The following is an 18,523-nucleotide window of genomic DNA, read 5'->3' as shown; positions in this document are numbered from 1 at the left end:
TACGCAGCCCTCAACCGAGAGCCGCAACCCGCATAGGAGCGGCAGAGAACCTGGGGCGCTTCAAAGTGCCCTGAGGTCATCAAGACCGGTGCGAGCACCGGGCTCCGCGGCCACGTCGTGGACATGAGTGGGGACACGGAGTCGTCGTCTGTCGCTCAAATGGTCCGCCTCCACGGGGGGTGAATTCGCGGATGGTGACCGCTAAGAACCCCACACGAGTGATCATGGAAGCAGCATGCCGCCTTCGCCAGTGCGATGCAGGGCACATCGGCAGACCCGTCGCGCGGCACCAGCGGGCGTGGGCGCGGCTACTCGCCGGCACCGACGGCGGCCTGGTTAGTTGTGATGTCCAGGGAGGTTGTACCGCTCGGCGTCGGTGAGTCTGTCTGACAGACGAAGGCCTCCGGTTGTGAAGTGGAGCTGTCTAGTTCACCGCTTCACTGACCGGAGGCCCTCGTGTCCCACGCTACCCATGCCAACGCTGCTCTGACCCCGCGCGTTCGATTGCGGCTCGCCCAACTCGTGGTTGAACGCCGCAGGACCTACGCGGCGGCAGCCAGGATGTTCATGGTCGCCCCGCGGACCGCGAAGAAGTGGGCCGACCGCTATCGCACCGAAGGCGTGGCTGGCATGACCGACCGCAGTTCCCGCCCTCGCACCAGCCCGGCCAAGACCCCGCCCGAGGTGGTCCAGCAGATCGTGCGGCTGCGATGGCGCCACCGGCTCGGCCCGGTCCAGATCGCCGGCCGACTCGGCATGCAGGCCTCGACCGTCCACGCCGTGCTGGTCCGCTGCCGGATCAACCGGCTCTTCCACATCGACCGAGTCACCGGCGAACCGCAACGCCGCTGCGAGCACCCCCACCCCGGGTCGCTGATCCACGTCGACGTGACCAAGTTCGGCAACATCCCCAACGGCCGCGGATGGCGCTATCTCGTCAAGCAACAGGGCGACCGCAACCGCGCGGCAAACCGACACCCACTGCCGCAAGGGCTCCATACGCGGGCCGCTGATGGGGACCGCGTTCGTCCACGCCGTCATCGATGACCATTCCCGCGTGGCCTACGCCGAGATCCACGCCGACGAGAAGGCCGCCACCGCGAACGGGGTACTCCAACGCGCAGCCGCCTGGTTCGCCGACCACGGCGTCAGGGTCGAGCGTGTGCTGTCCGACAATGGCTCGGCCTACCGCTCCCACGCCTGGCGCGAGGCCTGCGCGGAGTTGGGTATCACGCCGAAGCGAACACGCCCCTACGGCCCCCAGGCCAACGGCAAAGCATCGAGCGATTCCACCGCACCCTGGCCGACAGCTGGGCCTATGCGCGGTTCTACGAGTCAACCGAGCAACGCAACCGGCACTGCCCGACTGCCTCCACGTCTACAATCACCACCGCGCCCACTCCGCAATCGGAGCCAAGCCACCAATCACCCGGCTGACCAACGTCCCGGACATCACACCTAGCGAGCCGGGTCCCAAGGATGGACCGGCGGCGTCAACGACTGGCAGTCGTCGCAGTAGTCAGCGGGACCTGCGAGATCGCCCATTTATCCCACGGGAACGCCGCTCGCGCCCTACGATGCGGAGCAACGGTGAGGGACGGGTGTTATCTGCACAATGGCAACAAAGAAGTCGATGAAGACGGTCGCGTTCTTCGAGGTGTGCGACGAGAACGAACTCCCAATGCTCGCGACTGACTGGCAAGATTGCCTTGGCGAGCTACTCGTTCGACAGCAGGATAAGGGCGTCACGGACCTTAGGCATGAGATTTCCGGGGCCCGGAACTATGCTCGGATCTACTCTCACAACGACTCGCTGCATCTTGTGCTGGCGAGAGAGCGCGAGGAGCCGCCGTCATCGTTGGATGAGGATTCGGGCGACATCCTAGACGAGGAGACCGAGGCGAACCGGCCGTGGGTGGAGATCTCGGTGATGTCGTTCCTTCCTGACACGAACATTTTTGGGCTCGTCCTCGGTGCGCAGGGATCTCCTCGCGCCGGTGCCCTGGCGGACTGGATCAATACCGACGGGGAACTCTTCGATGACCTGATCTCAGTGCGGCCGTATACGGCGGACAAGTTGGTCGGGATGCTCCAAGACGGATCGTCGGAGGCGCGCATGGTGAGCTTGCGACTCGATTCCCACCAGATCAAGCAGGGAGACATCGATCCCAACGGGGGGCTCTATTCGGCTACTCAGCGCCTCGGCAGAGATCTCGATATCGGAACTGAGGTTGACGTCGAGGTCATTCTCCGTGTTCGGGGAAGGTCCAGTTCTGCTTCCGAAGGAACTCGGGGCTACCTGGCGGATCTTGGTCGTGCGCTGGTTGGGAGGTCCATCAGTGGTGGGCAGGTCGAGTTGGTGGACTTCGAGCCTGAGTCCGTCACTGACCGGGAGCTAGTGGATCTTGTGAAGCATCGGATGGCCACCAAGGAGACAGTGTCGGTCATGGACGATGAGGGTCATCAGGTCAGAATCCCCTCGGCCATCAGCGCGATCAGCCGCGCGGCAGATCGTCTGCAGATTGTGGCGGATTGACGACCGGCGTTGTTCCGTCGGGCGTCTGCGTTAGCGTCACGGCAGGGATGGGGTGAACCATGAACGTGCAGCATCGAAGCCCAGTTGAGAAGATTGCCGACTGGTGGCTCGGGCGCGTATGGCCGGACCTCGCGATTGCGGCGTTGGCGGTGGTCGCGCACGCTGTCGCTCTCCGCGCTGGGTGGGTCGACAGCGGGCCCAATGAGATCCCTCCGGATCAGCGCGGGTTCATCTACGTCGCATTGTCGACAGTGACTGCCCTGGCCGCGGGAACCAACAACACTGCTGTCGGGTCCTACGTATCTTCGGCCGGAGCGGTCGTCGACGAGGTTCGGAAGACTCATGGGCGGTCCATTCGACTGTCGCTGCGCAGCGTTGGAACCTGGCTTTGGGTAGTGGCGGTGCTGTCGCTCATCTGTCTTGCGATTGACCCTCAAGATGGCGAGCGTGCGCCCGTAACCCACGGCGCGGCGTGGCTGGCCGAGGGGCTGGTCGTACTCGCCGTAGTGAAGTTTGTCCGGCTGACGCTCATTCAGGACCTTCTCCTCGCCGCGAATGACCTGTCCCGCGCGAAGGAGCAAGCTCGCCAGAAGCGCGCGCTGCGTCGTCGGTCCCAACTCCCGCCGGGGTAGTGGCATCCTCTCCAGGTCACCTCGGCGTCCTGTGAGCCCGCGGCTGAACGGGGGCCAGTTGACGGCGCGAGTCCACGAGCTGTCCATCATGACGCTGGCATGGGCTACTACCGGCTGGACCTGGTGAGGCGGGCGAGGCGCCACAAGCAGTGGGTTTCTTCACTGCGGTCCAGGTCCGCAAGTTCTTGCCGCGGACCTGCCCCATAGTGGGCGGAATGCCGCTACGCCGCGAAGCCCGGACCTGCAACGGCCCGGCCTCACCCATCCCGCAGTACGGCGCCCATGCTCGCAGCGAGCCACCACTCATACCGCTCCGACGACCACCCCCGCACCTGCACCAGCCGTCGCCAGTTGTCCGGAGCCGTCAGCGCCCAGACCCCGTCGGTGAGCAGCTCCAGGTCGGCGTCGGCGGGGACGACACCGCGGGCGGCGAGCCCTTGCAGGGCGTTGGTGGTGCCGCGGCGGCGTTCGGTGTCGATGGTGGTGAGGAAGTCCTCGAGGAGGGGGTCACCGGCGGAGCCGTGGGAGATGAGGACGGCGAGCAGGGGGCCGACGCGGCGGTAGATCTCGGCGGACCAGTGGGCGTAGGCGTGGGCGAAGGTGGGGAGGTCGGGGGCGTCCTGGATGGCGCGGAAGGCGGGGCGCTCGCTCATGGGGGTGGTGTCGTTGTCGCCGGCGAGCGTGACGTCGTACGCCGCCTTGACGACCTCGGCCTTGCCGCCGATCGAGTTGTAGATCGTCTGCGGGCTGACTCCGGCCTCGCGGGCCAGGCTCGTGACGGTCATGGCGGCCAGTCCGTCGCGCAGGAGGACGGCGACCGCCGTCTCGATGATGCGCGCGCGGGTGTGCGCCGCCTGCTCGCGGCGCGCGGCTGAGTCGTAGACCCTTGTCACTGGAACGCCATTCCACTAGATTCTGATTCCAGTCAATTGTAGCGAAGCGGAAAGGGGCGGGACATGTCGGAGCGTGCTGAGCGGGCGGTGCGTCAGGTGTTCGACGCGATCAACTCCGGGGAGCTGGGGATTCTCGACGAGCTGGTCACCGCTGACTTCGTCGACCACGGCTCGCCCTTCCCGCTGCCCCCGGGGCCGGAGGGCTACCGCGCGATCCTCGGCTTCGTGCACGGGGTGCTGCGGATCCAGTACGTGATCGAGGACCTGTTCTCGACCGCGGACCGCGTCGTCGTCCGGGCGCTTGCCCGGGGAGTGGGGGTCGACGCGGTCCACGGGGACGGGGCGGCCGGCCGGCCCTACGCGATGACCACGGCGCACATCTACCGCACCGAGGGCGACCGGCTGGCCGAGCACTGGGGCGTCCGCGACGAGCTGGCGGCGCGGATCCAGCTCGGCACCGTCGCGGAACCCGACCCTGACGCCCTCGCGGGCGCGCTCTGACCGAGGAGACACGTCCGCCGTTTTGGTGATTCCTCCGTGCCCTCACGCTCCGTTACTGTCGAAGCATCCGGCGAAAGGGGGGTGGCGGGTGTTGTTCTTCGAGAGCGAGGGACTCGAGGAGACCGAGGCGTTCCTGAGCTCGAACTATGCGCCGATGCGGATCGGGAGTACGGCGGGCGCGGCGCGGACGCGGATCTCGCGGGCGTCGTCCGACGTGATCATCGTCGACCAGGTCGATCTCGGCTTCGAGATGTCGTACGACGTCGAGCCGCTCCAGAGGCTCTGCCTGTGTGACATCGAGTCGGGCACCGTCGAGGGGCACGCGCCGGACGGTACTGGGGCGGAGGACTTCGGGCCGGCGGATCTTTTTCTCGTTCTCGCCTCCGGATCGTGCCTACAGCGGGACGGTCAACCGGGCCCGCTACTCGATCACGATGCTCGACCCGGCGGTGCTGGGGCATGTGGCGTCGCCGGCGCGCGGGGAGCGGGAGGTGCGGCTGTCGTCGCACCGGCCCGTCGATGCCGCGGCGGCGGCGCGGGTGCGCGCGGCGATCGAGCATCTCGACCGGGCGGTGCTGTCCGATCCGGCGGCGGTGGCGAGTCCGCTGGTGGTCGGGTCGGCGGTGCGCTACCTGGCGGCCCAGATCCTCGAGGCGTTCCCCAACACGTCCGTGGCCGGGCCGACGGCGTCCGACAGCCGCGACGCTCATCCGGCGGCGGTCGCCCGGGCGCTCACCTACATCGAGGCCCACGCCGACCAGGACCTCTCGCCCGCGGAGATCGCGACGGCGGCGAACGTCAGCATCCGGTCCCTCCAGCTCGCGTTCCGGCGCCACCTCGACACCACGCCGATGAGCTACCTGCGCGCCGTCCGCATGCTGCGCGCGCACCGCGACCTGGCGGCCGCGCGGGCGGGTGACGGGGCGAGCGTGGGGGAGATCTCGATGCGGTGGGGGTTCTCCCATCAGGGCAGGTTCAGCGACGCCTACCGGCGCGAGTACGACGAGACGCCTGGTACGACGCTGCGCCGGCAGTAGCGTGCCGCGGGGTTCGCTGGGCGGCTACTGAGGTTGGCGTCCAGCGGCTACTTCCACCCGGTGGGCGCACCTAGCGTGGGGGCATGACCGCCGATGGGTGTACCTCGATCGACGAGGCGGGGCCACCCGAGGACCGGCCGGACCCGCGCATCGTCGCGGCCCGGGTCAGGATGCACCGCCTGCGCGGCCGCCAGCCCCAGGCGATGCGGCAGCTCGAGTGCCTGTCCTGCGAGAAGATCACCGACCATCTCCGGGGGCCGGTGACCTACGCGCAGGACGGGTCCGTCCTGGTCCAGTGGTGGACGTGCAGCGAGTGCCGCGAGGGGCAGACGGTCGGCTGAGCCGGCGCCGCGCGCCGGGAGCAGTGCCATGGCGACAGCAAGCCGGCCCGTCCACGCAGTGATGCGCCTCAGACGCGAGCGCTGCCCGGCTGCTGCTGTCGAGCATGTCGATCCAGATCCGAGCCCGTGAAGCCCTGGGATCCCCACGGATTGATGGCACCAGCAGTGTCGAAGCCCGAGTCATCTTGTGCTCCTCGAAGTTCGCTCGAGGTTGAGGCGGCACAGCACGCATCGAGCGACCCAAGACGACAACGGCTTCGCGGCAGCGTCTGAGACCTGGCGAGCAACGTTGGCTTCATGGCGTGCTACCCGCCTGGCGACTCTGCGAACATGAGTGGTGGCAGCTCGTCTTCGTCGGCCCCGTCAGCCGATCGATCTGCCCTGAGGGGAGGGCGGCGGCCTCAGCTGATGTGCGTGACGCTCACCCGGCCCGCGTCGACCCGCCAACGCTGGTCGAGGTCGACGTTGTCGAGCAGCCGCCGGTCGTGCGTGACCAGCAGCAACGCCCCCTCGTACGACGCCAACGCCTCCTCGAGCTGCTCGATCGCGGGCAGGTCGAGGTGGTTGGTGGGCTCGTCGAGGACGAGCAGGTTGACGCCGCGCGCCTGGAGCAGGGCCATGGCGGCACGGGTCCGCTCGCCGGGGGAGAGGCGGCCGACGAGGCTGGTGACCTGGTCGGCCTTGAGGCCGAACTTGGCGAGGAGGGTCCGGACGTCGGCGGGGGACATGTCCGGGACGGCGGTCTCGAAGGCATGGGCGAGGGTGAGGTCGTCGGCGAGGCCCGTGCGGGCCTGGTCGATCTCGCCGATCGCGACGGAGGCGCCCAGCGAGGACCGGCCGGTGGTGGGGGACAGGCGGCCGAGGAGCAGGTTGAGGAGCGTGGTCTTGCCGGCGCCGTTGGGGCCGGTGACGCCGATCCGGTCGCCCGCGCTCACCTGGAGCGAGACCGGGCCGAGCTCGAAGTCGCCGAGGCGGGCGGTGGCCTCGTCGACGGTCGCGACGACCGAGCTGGAGCGGGGTGCGGCGGCGACGGTGAAGCGGAGCTCCCACTCCTTGCGGGGCTCGACCACCTCCTCGAGGCGCGCGATCCGCGACTCCATCTGGCGCACCTTCTGCGCCTGCTTCTCCGACGACTCGCTCTGCGCGCGGCGCCGCACCTTGTCGTTGTCCGGCGACTTCCGCATCGCGTTCCGCACGCCCTGCGAGCTCCACTCCCGCTGGACCCGCGCCCGGTTGACCAGGTCGGCCTTCGTCGCGGCGTACTCCTCGTAGGCCTCGCGCGCGTGGCGGCGGGCGACGGCGCGCTCCTCCAGGTAGGCGTCGTAGCCGCCGTCGTAGACGGCGACCTGGTTCTGGGCGAGGTCGAGCTCGACGATCCGGGTCACCACGCGGGACAGGAACTCGCGGTCGTGAGAGACCAGGACGACGCCCGCGCGCAGGCCGCGGACGAAGCTCTCGAGCCGCTCCAGTCCGGCGATGTCGAGGTCGTTGGTGGGCTCGTCGAGGAGGACGACGTCGAACCGGCTCAGCACCAGCGCGGCCAGCGCGGCCCGCGCCGCCTGCCCGCCGGACAGCGACGTCATCAGCGCGTCCGGGCCGACGTCGAGGCCGAGCTCGGCGAGCATCGGAGCGATCCGCTCGTCCAGATCCGCGGCCCCGCTGGCCATCCAGTGGTCGAAGGCGTGGGCGTAGGCGTCGTCATCGCCGTCGTCGGTGCCGAGCGCGGCGGCGGCCGCCTCCATCGCGGCGGTCGCGGCCGCGGCGCCGGTACGACGGGCGACGTACTGCGCGACGGTCTCGCCGTCGATCCGCTCGTGCTCCTGCGGCAGCCAGCCGACGTAGGCGTCCGACGGCGCCGTGGCGACGGTGCCGTCGAGCGGGGCGAGGTCGCCCGCGAGGATGCGGAGGAAGGTGCTCTTGCCCGCGCCGTTGGCGCCGACCACGCCGACGACGTCGCCGGGCGTGACGGTCAGGTCGAGGGCCTCGAAGAGGACCCGGTGAGCGTGGCCGCCGGAGAGGTTCTTGGTGACGAGGTTCGCGCTCACCAGGAGATCCTAGGGCGCGGGTGAGCCGTCGGTGTCAGAGCACCGCGCGCCGCAGCGCGAACACCGGATCCTCCTGGTCCCGCCGCCCGCGCGGCCCCTCACCCTCCGGGCTGAGCAGCCGGCCCGCGTCGCTGCGGGTCCACTCGCGGACCGCCCAGCGCTCGCGGATGCGCCAGCCGGCGGGCGTGCGGACGAAGTGGTCGACGTACCGGAAGCCGCTGGTGAAGTTGCGGCGGGCGTCCGTGGACGGCGTGCCCCAGTGGACGGCGGTTCCGTAGGTCTCGGCGACCGCCTCGGCGCCGTCGGCCGACAGCTCGGCGAGGTGGTTGCCGACGAGGTGCATGGTGCCGTCGAGGCGGGGGAGCAACTCACGCAGCCAGGCGACGTAGTCGTCGGCGGGGCCGCTGAAGCCGGTGTGGTGGTCGACGCCGTCGTCGGCGTACACGGCACGGATGCCGTCGAAGTCGAGGCGGTCGACCGCGCGGCAGTAGCGCAGGACGACGTCGTGGATCTCGCGGCGGTCGGCGTCGGGCATGGCGCATTCTGGCGCTTTCCGGCATCCGCGAGCGGCCGTGGTTCCGGCTAGAGGAATTTCCGGCCCCCGATATCGGCACCGGCATTCTCCTCGCTCGATCCTTCTCGAAAGTCCCCTTCTCGGGAGACAGAGGAGGCCCCGTGATCCCCACCAGTGACGCCCCGAACGCCGTCGCCACGGACGCGATCTCGCCGGAGAGCACGGCGACCGTCGACCGCCGTTCGGTACGGCGTTCGGCCGGTGGCCGGCTCGTCGGAGCGCTGCGCTCCGGCTCGCTCGCGGTGCCGATCGGACTCGTCGGCCTGACCGTCCTGTTCTCGGTGCTGCGGCCCGCGACGTTCGGCACGACGGCGAACTTCCAGTCCCTGCTGACCACGCAGGCGGTGCTGGTGATCCTCGCGTTCGGCCTGACGGTGCTCAGCGCGGCCGGCGAGTTCGACCTCTCCGCAGCGGCCGTCCTCGGCATGTGCGCCGGTGTGGTGGCGCTGCTGACGACGACGCACGGGATGAACGTGTGGCTGGCGTTCGCCATCGCGCTCGCCCTGGCCGCCGCGGTCGGCCTGATCAACGCCCTCTTCGTCGTCGGGTTCGGCGTCGACTCGCTGGTGACCACGCTGGGCATGGCCACGGTCGTCACGGGCGTCGCGCTCGGCACTGTCGGGCCGACGACGATCGGCGGACTTCCGGAGTCGGTCACCCGGTTCGGTCAGACGGTCTTCTTCGGCATCGGCGTGCCCTTCTACTACGCGGTCGCGCTGCTCGCCGTCCTCTGGTTCGTGCTGCAGCGCACGGCGACCGGGCGCCACATCTACTTCGTCGGCGAGGCGCAGACCGCCGCGCGGCTGGTCGGCCTCAACGTCAACCGGATCCGCGTCGGGGCCTTCCTCGCCGCGTCCGTCGGCGCGGGCCTGGCCGGCGTGGTGCTGGTCGCGCAGACCGGCGCCGCCTCGACGTCGTACGGCGGGCCCTATCTACTGCCCGCCTACGCCGCCACCTTCCTCGGGGCCACGGTCAACCGCGGGCGCTTCGGTGTCGTCGGCACCTTCCTCGCCGTCTACCTGCTGACGGTCGGGACCCAGGGCCTGCAGATGCTCGGCTCGCCGGACTGGGTCACCCAGGTCTTCAGCGGCGGCGTCCTGGTCATCGCGGTCACCGTGGCCAAGCTCAGCAGGCGATCCGGCTCTCGATGAATGAGCTCCTCGGGCGGAACCTCCCCTCGATGAAAGGAAATCGAATGCGCTCCAAGCTCGTGACGACAGTCGTGGGGACGGTGCTCGCGCTGGTCCTGGCCGCGTGCGGACAGGACGCCGGCGGCGCCTCCAGCAAGGGCGACGCGAACGCGGTGCAGGCCGCCAAGAAGGAGATCGCGGCCGCCTCGGCCAAGCTCACCTTCACCCCGCCGGGACCGCCCGTCGACGCCGCGAAGGCGCGCGGCAAGTCGATCCACATCGTCGCGGTCAACCTGGCCGTGCCGATCCTCGCCCACGTCGCCCAGTACGTCGAGAAGCTCGGCGCCGAGCTCGGCATCCAGGTGACCGTGTCCAACGCCGAGGACCAGGTCACCGGCATGCAGCAGGGCATCCAGGTCGGCATCAACAACAAGGCCGACGTCATCGCCATCCTCGGCGTGCCGACCGCGCTGGTGGCCGACAAGCTGAAGGCGGCCGACAAGGCCGGCATCCACGTGATCAACGTGCTCAACAACCCGATCGACCTCAACGCGCCCGGCCAGGGCGCGGGCCCGGAGTTCTGGGCCTCGGTCGGCACCGACCTCGAGCTCGGCGGCCGGCTGATCGCGAGCAAGGCGGTCCTCGACACGGACGGCAAGGCCAACGTGCTCTTCGTCGACTCCGAGGGCCTCGCGCCCGAGCCGCCGGTGGTGAAGGGCATCAAGCAGGTCCTGGGGGCCTGCAAGGGCTGCACGCTGCAGACCAAGAACGTCCCGCTCGCCGACTGGGGCACGCAGATCACGCCGCTCGTCGTGACCAGCATCCGCGCCAACCCCAACCTCAACTACGTCATCACGCTCTTCGACGGGATGGCGATCTTCGCGACGGCCGGCGTGCAGCAGGCGGGCGCCGTCAACAAGGTGCACGTCGTCAGCCACAACGGCGGATCCGCCGCTCTGGCGCTGGTGAAGCAGGGCGACATCTTCACCGCCGACCCGGGCGTCTCCGAGGAGTGGTCGGCCTGGGCGACGGTGGACCAGTCGATGCGCGCGATGCTCGGCATGGAGCCGGGGAACCCGCTGGTGCCGTACCTCTACCTCGACACCGCCGCCGTCAAGGACATCGACGTCACCCAGGAGCGCGACGTCTACGGCGACAGCTTCATCCCCGGCTTCCGCAAGCTCTGGGGCCTGGAGTGAGCGCGGTCGACGCGCCGGCTCTCGACATCGCCGGCCTGAGCAAGTCGTTCGGTCCGGTGCAGGTCCTCCGGCACGTCGACCTCACCCTCCGCTCGGGGGAGATCCACGGCCTGCTGGGGATCAACGGCTCCGGAAAGTCGACGCTGATCAAGGTCCTCTCCGGGTTGCACCGCCTCGACGGCGGTGCGATCCGGGTGGACGGCGACGAGCTGTCGGCGTCCGCGTCGGCACGCGAGCGGCACAAGGTCGGGCTGCGGTTCATGCATCAGGACCTGGGTCTGTGCCCGTCGATGTCGGTCGCGGAGAACCTCTTCGTCGGCCACTACCAGCGGCGCTGGGGCGGTTGGATCGACTATGGCCGGATGCACCGCAAGGCCGCGGAGCAGCTCGCCCGGCTCGGCGCCGACCACATCGATCCGGCCGCCGCGGTCGCCGATCTCGGGCCCGGCGAGCGGGCGCTGGTCGGCATGGTCCGGGCGCTCGGCGCGACGAACGGCTCCCAGGCGCGGGTGATCGTGCTCGACGAGCCGACCACGTCGCTCACGCTGACCGAGACCGAGCGGCTGTTCGCCGCCGTACGACGGGCGGCGAGCGAGGGCGTCGCCTTTCTCTTCGTCACCCACGACATGGAGGAGATCCTCCGCCTCACCGACCGGGTGACCGTGCTGCGCGACGGCCATGTCGCCGACTGCCGCGACACCGCGGGCCTGCGGGTCGACGATCTGGTGCGGATGGTGGTCGGCGACGAGTTCGAGCGGGCCGAGCTCGAGGCCACGGCGCCGGCGGGCGAGGTGCTGCTCGACGTACGCGGGCTCAGCGGCGGTGGCGTCGACGATCTCTCCTTCGAGGTCCGGCGCCGCGAGGTCGTCGGACTCACCGGGCTGGTCGGCGCCGGGCACGAGGAGGTGCCCTACCTGCTCGTCGGCGCCCGCCCGTCGTCCCGTCTCTCGGTGTCGGTCGACGGCCGGACGACGCAGCGTCCCAACCCGCGCTGGGCCCGGGCCGCCGGCATGACGCTGCTCGCGGCCGACCGGCTGGGGGAGAGCGCGGTGCCGAATGCGACCGTTCGCGAGAACGCCACGCTCGGGAACCTGCATGCGTTCCGGCGCTGGACGGGCGTCGACCGCGGCGCCGAGGCGCAGCGGTCGGCCGGGATCGTCCGCCGGTACGACGTCGCGTGCGTCGACGACCAGGCCCCCCTGCGCAACCTCAGCGGCGGCAACCAGCAGAAGGTGCTGATCGGCCGGGTCGAGACCAGCCGCGGCGAGATGGTCCTGCTGCACGCGCCCACCCAGGGCGTCGACGTCGGCTCGCGGCAGCGGATCCTGCGCGCCGTCCGGGAGCTGGCCGAGGGCGGCTGCGGCGTGCTCGTGGTGTCCAACGACTACGAGGAGCTCGAGGGGCTCTGCGACCGGGTGCTCGTCATGCGGCGCGGCCGGCTCGTGCAGTCGCTGGCCGGGTCGCAGAACAGCCGCCACCGGATCCTGGCCGCCGCCGCCTCCTGAAACCACCCGCCCTGCCGAGGAGAACACCGTGACCGCGCTGCCCGAGATCACCCCCACCGAGTACGCCGAGCGGCGTGCCGCCCTCCAGCGCCGCTGCCGCGCGGAAGGGCTCGACGGCATGGTCGTCTGGGCCAAGGGCGGGCACTCGGACTCGGCGTCCGACGTCTTCTACCTGACCGGCCTCTACCCGCGCTTCAACCGCTCGCAGGCCGCGCTGGTGCTGCCGCTCGACGGCGACCCGGTGCTGGTCGTCGACATCCTCGACCCACGCCGGGACGTCGTCCAGGTCGCCGACATCCGGTTCGCCTTCGACGTCGCCGCCGCGGTGGCGGAGGTGCTCGGGGAGTTCGGAGCGGAGGCGCGGTTCGGCCTGGTGGGCGGGCCGGCGCTGCTCGCGCAGACCTACCTCGAGCTGGTCCGTCACGTCGGCCCCGACCGGTTCACCATGCTGGACGAGGCGGTCGTCGACCTGCGCGTGATCAAGTCGCCGACCGAGCTGGCGCTGCTGCGCGCGGCAGCCGAGATCGGCCGCGGCGCGATGGATGCGATCACCGCGACCGCGCTGCAGCCGGGCCGGACCGAGGGCCAGGCGGTCGCGTCGGCGTACGCCTTCGGGGTGGAGCGGGGCATGGTCCCGATCGACGCGATGCTCGCGTCGGGCCCGTCGAGCGGCTACTACTGCGCCGGCCAGGTGCCGCGCTGGGAGGGGCGGACGCTGGAGCGCGGCGACCTCTTCCACGTCGACCACGCCGGCTATGTCGGCGGCTACATGTTCGACGTCGCGCGCAGCCTGGTGACGGGCGGCTCTGCGGACGCGGGCCAGACCGAGCTGCTCGAGGCGGCGATCGCCGCGGTGGCCGCCGGGATCGCCGCCGTGAAGCCCGGTCTGACCGGCGCCGAGCTCTACCGGGTCGTCGAGGACGTGCTCGTCGACGCGGGCGTGAACACTCCGCAGAGTCAGGTGTTCGGGCACGGGCACGGCATCGGGCTGGGCTTCGAGTGGCCCTTCGTGCTGCCCTTCGACCAGCGCCCGATCGAGGCCGGCATGACGATCACGGTCGAGACGATGGCCGGCCGCGACGGCGTCGGCGCCGTCTACTTCGAGCAGAACCTCCTCGTCACCGACGAGGGCGCCGAGCTGCTCAGCAACAGCGATGTCCGCTACTGGTGACCTGCGAGGAGACCTGATGACCACGACGATCACCGACCTGACCGCCACCGAGATCGCGGACGCCGTCCGCGCGGGCGAGCTCTCGCCCGTCGAGATCGCCGAGGCGGTCATCGAGTCGGTCGAGAAGCTCAACCCGACGCTCAACGCCTTCTGCATCCTCGACCACGAGCGGCTGCGTACGGCGGCGCGCGACCTCGAGCGCCGGCAGGCTGCCGGGGAGGAGCTCGGCCTGCTGGCCGGCGTACCGCTGGCGGTGAAGGACCTGATCTTCGTCAAGGACCTGCCGATGGTCGCGGGCAGCCACGCCTTCCGGGACTTCCAGCCTGATGAGGACGACGTCGTCGTCGAGCGGGCCCGTGCCTCGGACGCGCTGATCGTGGGCAAGACGAACACGCCCGAGCTGGGCTTCGCCGGCAACGGCACCAACCCCGTCTTCGGCGCCACCCGCAACCCCTGGGACCTCTCGCTGACCTCCGGCGGGTCGAGCGCGGGCTCGGCGGCCGCGGTCGCCGCGCGGATGTCACCCCTGGCGCTGGGCAGCGACGCCGCCGGCTCGGTGCGCGCGCCTGCCGCCTTCTGCGGCGTCTACGGGCTCAAGGCCAGCATGGGCCGGATCCCGCTCTACCCCGGCTGCCGCGTCGACACCTACCCGGGGCTGTCGAGCTTCGAGTCGGTCGAGCACATCGGCCCGCTCAGCCGGACCGTCCAGGACAGCGCGCTGCTGATGGCAGCCGTCAGCGGCCCGCACCTCCGCGACCGCCACTCGCTGCCAGCCGCCGACTTCGACTGGCTGACTGCCACCCAGGGCGACATCCGCGGCCTGCGCGTGGCCTTCTCGCCGGACCTCGGGTACGCCGAGGTCGACCCGCGCGTCGCGGCCGTCGTACGGCGGGCGGTGGAGGTGTTCGAGCGCGACCTCGGCTGCGTCGTCGACGAGGTCGTCGCGCCCTGGCCCGACCCGTACGACGATTTCTGGGCGATGCTCGTCGCGGAGACCGACATGGAGGGCATGCGCCGGATGGTCGCGGAGAACCCCGGCAAGATCTCGCCGCACATCGTCGGCATGCTCGAGGCGCCGTGGACCGTCGACCAGCTCACCCGCTCGGGCATGATGCGCAAGCGGGTGGTCAACGGGATGGCCGACCTGATGGAAACGTACGACCTGCTGCTCACCCCGACCATCGCGGTGCTCCCGTGGCCCGCCGAGGACCACGCGCCGGCCGCGCCGAAGGACTCCTCGCCGTTCGTGCTGCCGATGAACCTGACCGGGCAGCCGTCCGCGTCGATCCCCGCGGGGTTCACGGACGACGGACTTCCGGTGGGGCTGATGATCAGTGGCCGCCGGCTCGAGGACGACGTGGTGCTGCGGGCGTCGGCGGCGTTCGAGGCGGCCGCGCCGTGGGGCGGGAGAAGGCCGGCGCTCTAGCCGGTTGCCGGATCCGGCAAGAATCCGGCCATCTGGCGGCCATGTCGGCTCCAGGGCCTTGGCGGGGATGGCCCAACGTGTTGGGATGGGGGTCTGGCTTCCACGACCGCAGCCGACACCGGCATCAGCACGATGCTGGAGTCGCTGCGCGCCGAGGTCGCGGGCCGGGAGGCGTCGGTGATCCGGGAGTGGACGACGATCGCGGCCTGGGCCGAGGCCAACGTGGTCGCGGGCGTCGAGGGCGCAGCGACCATCCGCGACGGCTTCGTCGACACCGGTCTCCCGATCGCCGGCGATGGGGCGCCGCTGGTCTCGGAGTTCGCCCTGATGGAGCTGGTCGCGGTCCTGGGCCGCACGCCCGACGGCGGCCGGGCCTATGTGGGCCGGGTGCTGGGTTGCGCCTGGCGGCTGCCGAACGTGTGGGCGGCCGTGATGGCTGGGAAGTTGGCGCCGTGGCGCGCGGAGAAGATCGCCGACCAGACCCACGCGTTGTGCGCCGAGGTGGCCGCGTTCGTGGACCGTCGGCTGTTCAACGCCTCGGGCGTCGGCTGGGCGCAGTTGGACCGGCTGATCGCGGAAGCTGTGCTGCGGTTCGACCCCGCGCGTGCGGAGGCGGAGCGCGAGGCGGCCGCGGATCAGCGGTACTTCGACATCGACGAGCCGAACAGCAACGGCCTGGCGCACGTCTCCGGGCTGCTCGACGCCGCCGACGCCCAGGACCTCGACGAGGCAGTGGCCCGCCGCGCGACCCTGCTGGCCGCCCTGGGCGACGAAGCGTCGTTGGACGTGCGCCGCTCGACGGCCGTCGGCGAACTCGCGAGAGCCGACCTCATGCTCGACCTCGAGGGCAGCCCGGGCCGCAAGGCCACCATCAACGTCCACATCACCGACACGACCCTGACCGGTGACAACCCGATGGCCCGCTGGAACGACCGGCCGATCAGCGCCGAGCAGGTCCGCGAGTGGCTCGGCGGCGTCGACACCGTGGTCGTGCGGCCGGTGATCGACCTCGCCGAGCACATCCCGGTCACGTCCTACGAGATTCCCGACCGGCACCGAACCCAGGTGGAGCTGCGCGATCACACGTGCCGATTCCCGCATTGCGGCCGCCGAGCCCGCAGGTGCGACTTCGATCATGCGCGACCCCACAGCAGGGGCGGACCGACGTGCCCCTGCAACCTGGTCCCCCTCTGCAGACGCCATCATCGCGCGAAGACGCATTCGGAATGGCGCTACGAGGTGCTGATGCCGGGCACCTATGCGTGGACGAGCCCGAATGGCTTCGGGTGGCAGGTCGACCACCGTGGCACCCATCCCCTTCGAACATGAGTCGATCAGCAGCGCAACGACCTACCCACCTCTGGACAGGGGTGTACCGGAAGCAACCGGAGAGCCACCGGCGACCTCAGCCACCCGGCTCGACCACCGCGGCGCGCCACCACGCTCTCGATAACGAGTACCTCGCGCCCCGCAGGCTGCAACCTCAGCGCGCGAAGTATTCGGCCGTGATCGCCGCCCGGGTTCGCCGTAGATCCCGCACCAGCCCGGGCACCCGCGCCTTCGGCAACCGTACGGCGGGCGCCGCGACGGCGAGGGCGGCCATGGGGGTGTCGTTGAGGTCCAGGACCGGGACGGCGACGGCGTGGACGCCGTCCTCGCGTTCGCCGAGGTTGGTGGCGAAGCCGGCGTTGCGGACCTGGTTCATCTCCTCCTCGAAGGCGTCGGGGTCGACGATGGTCCGGGAGGTGATCGATGGCAGGCCGTGCTCGGAGTAGAGCGCCTGGCGGGCGGTGAGGGGCATCGCGGCGAGCAGCACCTTGCCGGCGGCGGAGGCGTGGGCGGCGACGCGGCGGCCGGCGATCCGCTTCACGTGCAGGTCGTGGCGGTCCTCGACGACGGCGTCGAGGCAGAGCACCTCGTGGCCGACCAGGATCTGCAGGTTCACGGCCTCGTCGACCAGCCGGCACAGCGAGACCAGGTGCGGGCGGGCGAGGCGCTCGAGGCTGTTCTGCGAGCTGAAGTGGCGGGCCAGGCGGAGCAGCTCGGGGCCGACGCTGTAGCGCTTGGAGGTCCGGGCCTGCTGCATGAAGCCCTCCTCCTTGAGGCAGGTCAGCAGCCGGTGGGACGTCGACGGCGCGATGCCGAGCTGGCGGGAGACGTCGACGACGCGCAGGTCCGGCCGGGACGAGAGCATCGAGAGCAGATGCAGTGCGTTGGTGACCGACGCGAGGCCCGAGCTCGCCGATTCGTTCGTCATGACGGAACGTTAGCGCTCGAAGATTCCGCGTCAAGGGAGATCTCCGACCAGCCCGAGCCTTCGCCGAACCACGGCAGCGGCCGGGTGAAGATCTCCTTCGGCACGCTGGCCTGGACCCCGACTTCGGCGTTGACCACCTGGCTGACCTTGAGGTCGAGCGCCATCGAGGCGACGGCGTACGCGTCGATGGGGGAGAGGTCGGGGTGCTGGCGGGCCAGCTCCTGGACCAGGTCGCGGGCGGCCTCGCGCGCGGCGGTGTCGAGCGAGTCGGCGAAGGCGAGCGAGAGGAGCTCGGTGGGCGTCTCGGCGCGGGGGCGGGTCAGGGCCGGGCCGCCGCGCAGCAGCGTGAAGCGGAGCACGGCCTCCTCGACCGAGGCCTCGAGGGCGGTGAGGTTGACCTCGCCGTACCCCTGGGCGGCGTGGGCGTCGCCCGCGCAGTAGAGCGCGCCGTCGGTCCAGACGGGGAGGAAGACGCTGGTGCCGACGACGAGGTCTGGTACGTCGATATTGCCGCCGTGCGGGCCCGGCGGGATCGAGCTGTGCGGACCCGCGTCGCGCGGGGCGACACCCTGGTAGCCGAGGAACGGGCGGACCGGGATCTCGACGCCGGGCGCCAGCTCGACCCGCGTCCCCGCGTCCGAGCCGGACAGCTGGAAGTGGCGGACCTGGCCGTCGGCGAAGTCCTCGGCGAGCAGCCCGATGCCGAGGTGGCCGGGGAGGCTGAGGTTGAACACGTGCGGTCGCAGCCGCAGGTCGACGAGGTCGACGCGCAGCACGTCGCCCGGCCGCGCGCCGTGGACGGCGATCGGTCCGGTCAGGTCGTGGGGGCCCGCGGCGCCGGCCTCGCCGACGTACCGTCCGACGTCGGCCATGGTCATCTCCGGCGTCACCCGGTTGCCCCAGGCGTTCCAGGTGTCGAGGCTGACGGTGTCGCCGGACTCGATCGTGAGGACCGGTTCGTCGGTGCGGTCGACGACGCCGAGACGGACCGTCTCGGCCGATGCTCGGAGCTCGTGATGCCTGGTCATGGCGCCTCCTGTGTCCGCTGCTGCTGTGCCTGCTGATCGCGGCCCGCCCGGACGGGTGCGGCGACTATAGGGACGGCGGAGTGGGGGCGTTGCCGCGGATCCGGTGATATTCCGCGGGGCGGAATGTGGGCTGGATGGAGCCCGTGGCCGAACGGGGTCGTGTGCCTGAGACCTCGGATGTGCGGGTGCTCAGGCACACGACTCCCGCAGGCTCACGGCACCGGACTTTTCCCCCCAGCGAAATCTCC

At 70.6% G+C, this 18,523-nt stretch carries 17 protein-coding genes and 1 pseudogene; 12 read left to right on the top strand and 6 right to left on the bottom strand.

All coding sequences use genetic code 11. The annotated features are described in order from the left end of the window. Window positions 1–456: 456 nt before the first annotated feature. The 3 genes and pseudogenes from AB4880_RS05480 to AB4880_RS05470 all read left to right on the top strand — a co-directional run. A pseudogene (locus tag AB4880_RS05480) lies at window positions 457–1,445 on the top strand (IS481 family transposase); the annotation flags it as partial. Between the two features lie 188 nt (window positions 1,446–1,633). Next, window positions 1,634–2,536: a hypothetical protein gene (locus AB4880_RS05475; RefSeq protein ID WP_367918201.1), complete on the top strand. Its 903-nt coding sequence runs from the start codon at window positions 1,634–1,636 to the stop codon at window positions 2,534–2,536. 59 nt (window positions 2,537–2,595) lie between these two features. Further along, the gene (locus AB4880_RS05470) at window positions 2,596–3,168 is read left to right on the top strand and encodes a hypothetical protein (protein ID WP_367918200.1); all 573 of its coding nucleotides are present in this window, start codon (window positions 2,596–2,598) and stop codon (window positions 3,166–3,168) included. Window positions 3,169–3,425: 257 nt separating this feature from the next. Here the strand turns inward: AB4880_RS05470 and AB4880_RS05465 are convergent, their stop codons facing one another. Next, a complete protein-coding gene (locus AB4880_RS05465) occupies window positions 3,426–4,061 on the bottom strand; it encodes a TetR/AcrR family transcriptional regulator (RefSeq protein WP_367918199.1) in 636 nt (211 codons plus the stop codon). Between the two features lie 63 nt (window positions 4,062–4,124). On the opposite strand from AB4880_RS05465, the gene AB4880_RS05460 reads away from it, so the two are divergent. Beyond that, window positions 4,125–4,562: an ester cyclase gene (locus AB4880_RS05460; RefSeq protein WP_367918198.1), complete on the top strand. Its 438-nt coding sequence runs from the start codon at window positions 4,125–4,127 to the stop codon at window positions 4,560–4,562. Window positions 4,563–4,706: 144 nt separating this feature from the next. Here AB4880_RS05460 and AB4880_RS05455 read toward each other — a convergent pair whose 3' ends face one another. Continuing rightward, window positions 4,707–4,859, bottom strand: coding sequence for a hypothetical protein (locus AB4880_RS05455; RefSeq protein ID WP_367918197.1), 153 nt, complete (start codon window positions 4,857–4,859; stop codon window positions 4,707–4,709). A 137-nt stretch (window positions 4,860–4,996) separates the two neighbouring features. Here AB4880_RS05455 and AB4880_RS05450 point away from each other — a divergent pair, with 137 nt between their 5' ends. Further along, the gene (locus tag AB4880_RS05450; RefSeq protein WP_367918196.1) at window positions 4,997–5,599 is read left to right on the top strand and encodes an AraC family transcriptional regulator; all 603 of its coding nucleotides are present in this window, start codon (window positions 4,997–4,999) and stop codon (window positions 5,597–5,599) included. 83 nt (window positions 5,600–5,682) lie between these two features. After that, a complete protein-coding gene (locus tag AB4880_RS05445) occupies window positions 5,683–5,940 on the top strand; it encodes a hypothetical protein (RefSeq protein WP_367918195.1) in 258 nt (85 codons plus the stop codon). A 401-nt stretch (window positions 5,941–6,341) separates the two neighbouring features. Here the strand turns inward: AB4880_RS05445 and AB4880_RS05440 are convergent, their stop codons facing one another. Continuing rightward, complete coding sequence (locus tag AB4880_RS05440) at window positions 6,342–7,985, bottom strand: ABC-F family ATP-binding cassette domain-containing protein (RefSeq protein WP_367918194.1); 1,644 nt, start codon at window positions 7,983–7,985, stop codon at window positions 6,342–6,344. 34 nt (window positions 7,986–8,019) lie between these two features. After that, complete coding sequence (locus AB4880_RS05435; protein ID WP_367918193.1) at window positions 8,020–8,520, bottom strand: nuclear transport factor 2 family protein; 501 nt, start codon at window positions 8,518–8,520, stop codon at window positions 8,020–8,022. Between the two features lie 140 nt (window positions 8,521–8,660). Between AB4880_RS05435 and AB4880_RS05430 the strand changes: the two genes are divergently transcribed. From AB4880_RS05430 to AB4880_RS05405, 6 genes are all read left to right on the top strand, one after another. Then, entirely contained in the window at window positions 8,661–9,710 is a 1,050-nt protein-coding gene (locus tag AB4880_RS05430; RefSeq protein WP_367918192.1) for an ABC transporter permease, read from the top strand. A gap of 44 nt (window positions 9,711–9,754) precedes the next feature. Continuing rightward, the gene (locus AB4880_RS05425; protein ID WP_367918191.1) at window positions 9,755–10,888 is read left to right on the top strand and encodes a sugar ABC transporter substrate-binding protein; all 1,134 of its coding nucleotides are present in this window, start codon (window positions 9,755–9,757) and stop codon (window positions 10,886–10,888) included. Further along, complete coding sequence (locus tag AB4880_RS05420) at window positions 10,885–12,393, top strand: sugar ABC transporter ATP-binding protein (protein WP_367918190.1); 1,509 nt, start codon at window positions 10,885–10,887, stop codon at window positions 12,391–12,393. Before AB4880_RS05425 ends, AB4880_RS05420 begins: the two co-directional genes overlap by 4 nt. 28 nt (window positions 12,394–12,421) lie before the next feature. After that, window positions 12,422–13,564, top strand: coding sequence for a M24 family metallopeptidase (locus AB4880_RS05415; protein ID WP_367918189.1), 1,143 nt, complete (start codon window positions 12,422–12,424; stop codon window positions 13,562–13,564). Between the two features lie 16 nt (window positions 13,565–13,580). Beyond that, window positions 13,581–14,990: an amidase gene (locus tag AB4880_RS05410; RefSeq protein WP_367918188.1), complete on the top strand. Its 1,410-nt coding sequence runs from the start codon at window positions 13,581–13,583 to the stop codon at window positions 14,988–14,990. A 132-nt stretch (window positions 14,991–15,122) separates the two neighbouring features. Further along, window positions 15,123–16,319: an HNH endonuclease signature motif containing protein gene (locus tag AB4880_RS05405; RefSeq protein WP_367918187.1), complete on the top strand. Its 1,197-nt coding sequence runs from the start codon at window positions 15,123–15,125 to the stop codon at window positions 16,317–16,319. Window positions 16,320–16,473: 154 nt separating this feature from the next. On the opposite strand, the gene AB4880_RS05400 is transcribed toward AB4880_RS05405, so the two are convergent. Together AB4880_RS05400 and AB4880_RS05395 are read right to left on the bottom strand one after the other, a co-directional pair. Beyond that, window positions 16,474–17,247, bottom strand: a complete 774-nt coding sequence (locus AB4880_RS05400; protein ID WP_367918186.1) for an IclR family transcriptional regulator — start codon at window positions 17,245–17,247, stop codon at window positions 16,474–16,476. Next, the gene (locus tag AB4880_RS05395) at window positions 17,244–18,275 is read right to left on the bottom strand and encodes an acetamidase/formamidase family protein (protein ID WP_367918185.1); all 1,032 of its coding nucleotides are present in this window, start codon (window positions 18,273–18,275) and stop codon (window positions 17,244–17,246) included. Before AB4880_RS05395 ends, AB4880_RS05400 begins: the two co-directional genes overlap by 4 nt. Window positions 18,276–18,523 lie beyond the last annotated feature (248 nt).

The organism is Nocardioides ginsengisoli (assembly GCF_039537225.1).
Taxonomy (GTDB): Bacteria; Actinomycetota; Actinomycetes; order Propionibacteriales; family Nocardioidaceae; genus Nocardioides; species Nocardioides ginsengisoli.
The sequence above is the reverse complement of the archived record's forward strand: the minus strand, read 5'-3'. Positions and strand labels throughout refer to the sequence as shown.

Coding starts and splice junctions, on each gene's coding strand:
- AB4880_RS05475 (WP_367918201.1), top strand. CDS start 1,634: ATGAAGACGGTCGCGTTCTTCGAGGTGTGCGACGAGAACGAACTCCCA.
- AB4880_RS05470 (WP_367918200.1), top strand. CDS start 2,596: ATGAACGTGCAGCATCGAAGCCCAGTTGAGAAGATTGCCGACTGGTGG.
- AB4880_RS05460 (WP_367918198.1), top strand. CDS start 4,125: ATGTCGGAGCGTGCTGAGCGGGCGGTGCGTCAGGTGTTCGACGCGATC.
- AB4880_RS05455 (WP_367918197.1), bottom strand. CDS start 4,859: ATGTCACACAGGCAGAGCCTCTGGAGCGGCTCGACGTCGTACGACATC.
- AB4880_RS05450 (WP_367918196.1), top strand. CDS start 4,997: ATGCTCGACCCGGCGGTGCTGGGGCATGTGGCGTCGCCGGCGCGCGGG.
- AB4880_RS05445 (WP_367918195.1), top strand. CDS start 5,683: ATGACCGCCGATGGGTGTACCTCGATCGACGAGGCGGGGCCACCCGAG.
- AB4880_RS05435 (WP_367918193.1), bottom strand. CDS start 8,520: ATGCCCGACGCCGACCGCCGCGAGATCCACGACGTCGTCCTGCGCTAC.
- AB4880_RS05425 (WP_367918191.1), top strand. CDS start 9,755: ATGCGCTCCAAGCTCGTGACGACAGTCGTGGGGACGGTGCTCGCGCTG.
- AB4880_RS05410 (WP_367918188.1), top strand. CDS start 13,581: ATGACCACGACGATCACCGACCTGACCGCCACCGAGATCGCGGACGCC.
- AB4880_RS05405 (WP_367918187.1), top strand. CDS start 15,123: ATGCTGGAGTCGCTGCGCGCCGAGGTCGCGGGCCGGGAGGCGTCGGTG.
- AB4880_RS05400 (WP_367918186.1), bottom strand. CDS start 17,247: ATGACGAACGAATCGGCGAGCTCGGGCCTCGCGTCGGTCACCAACGCA.
- AB4880_RS05395 (WP_367918185.1), bottom strand. CDS start 18,275: ATGACCAGGCATCACGAGCTCCGAGCATCGGCCGAGACGGTCCGTCTC.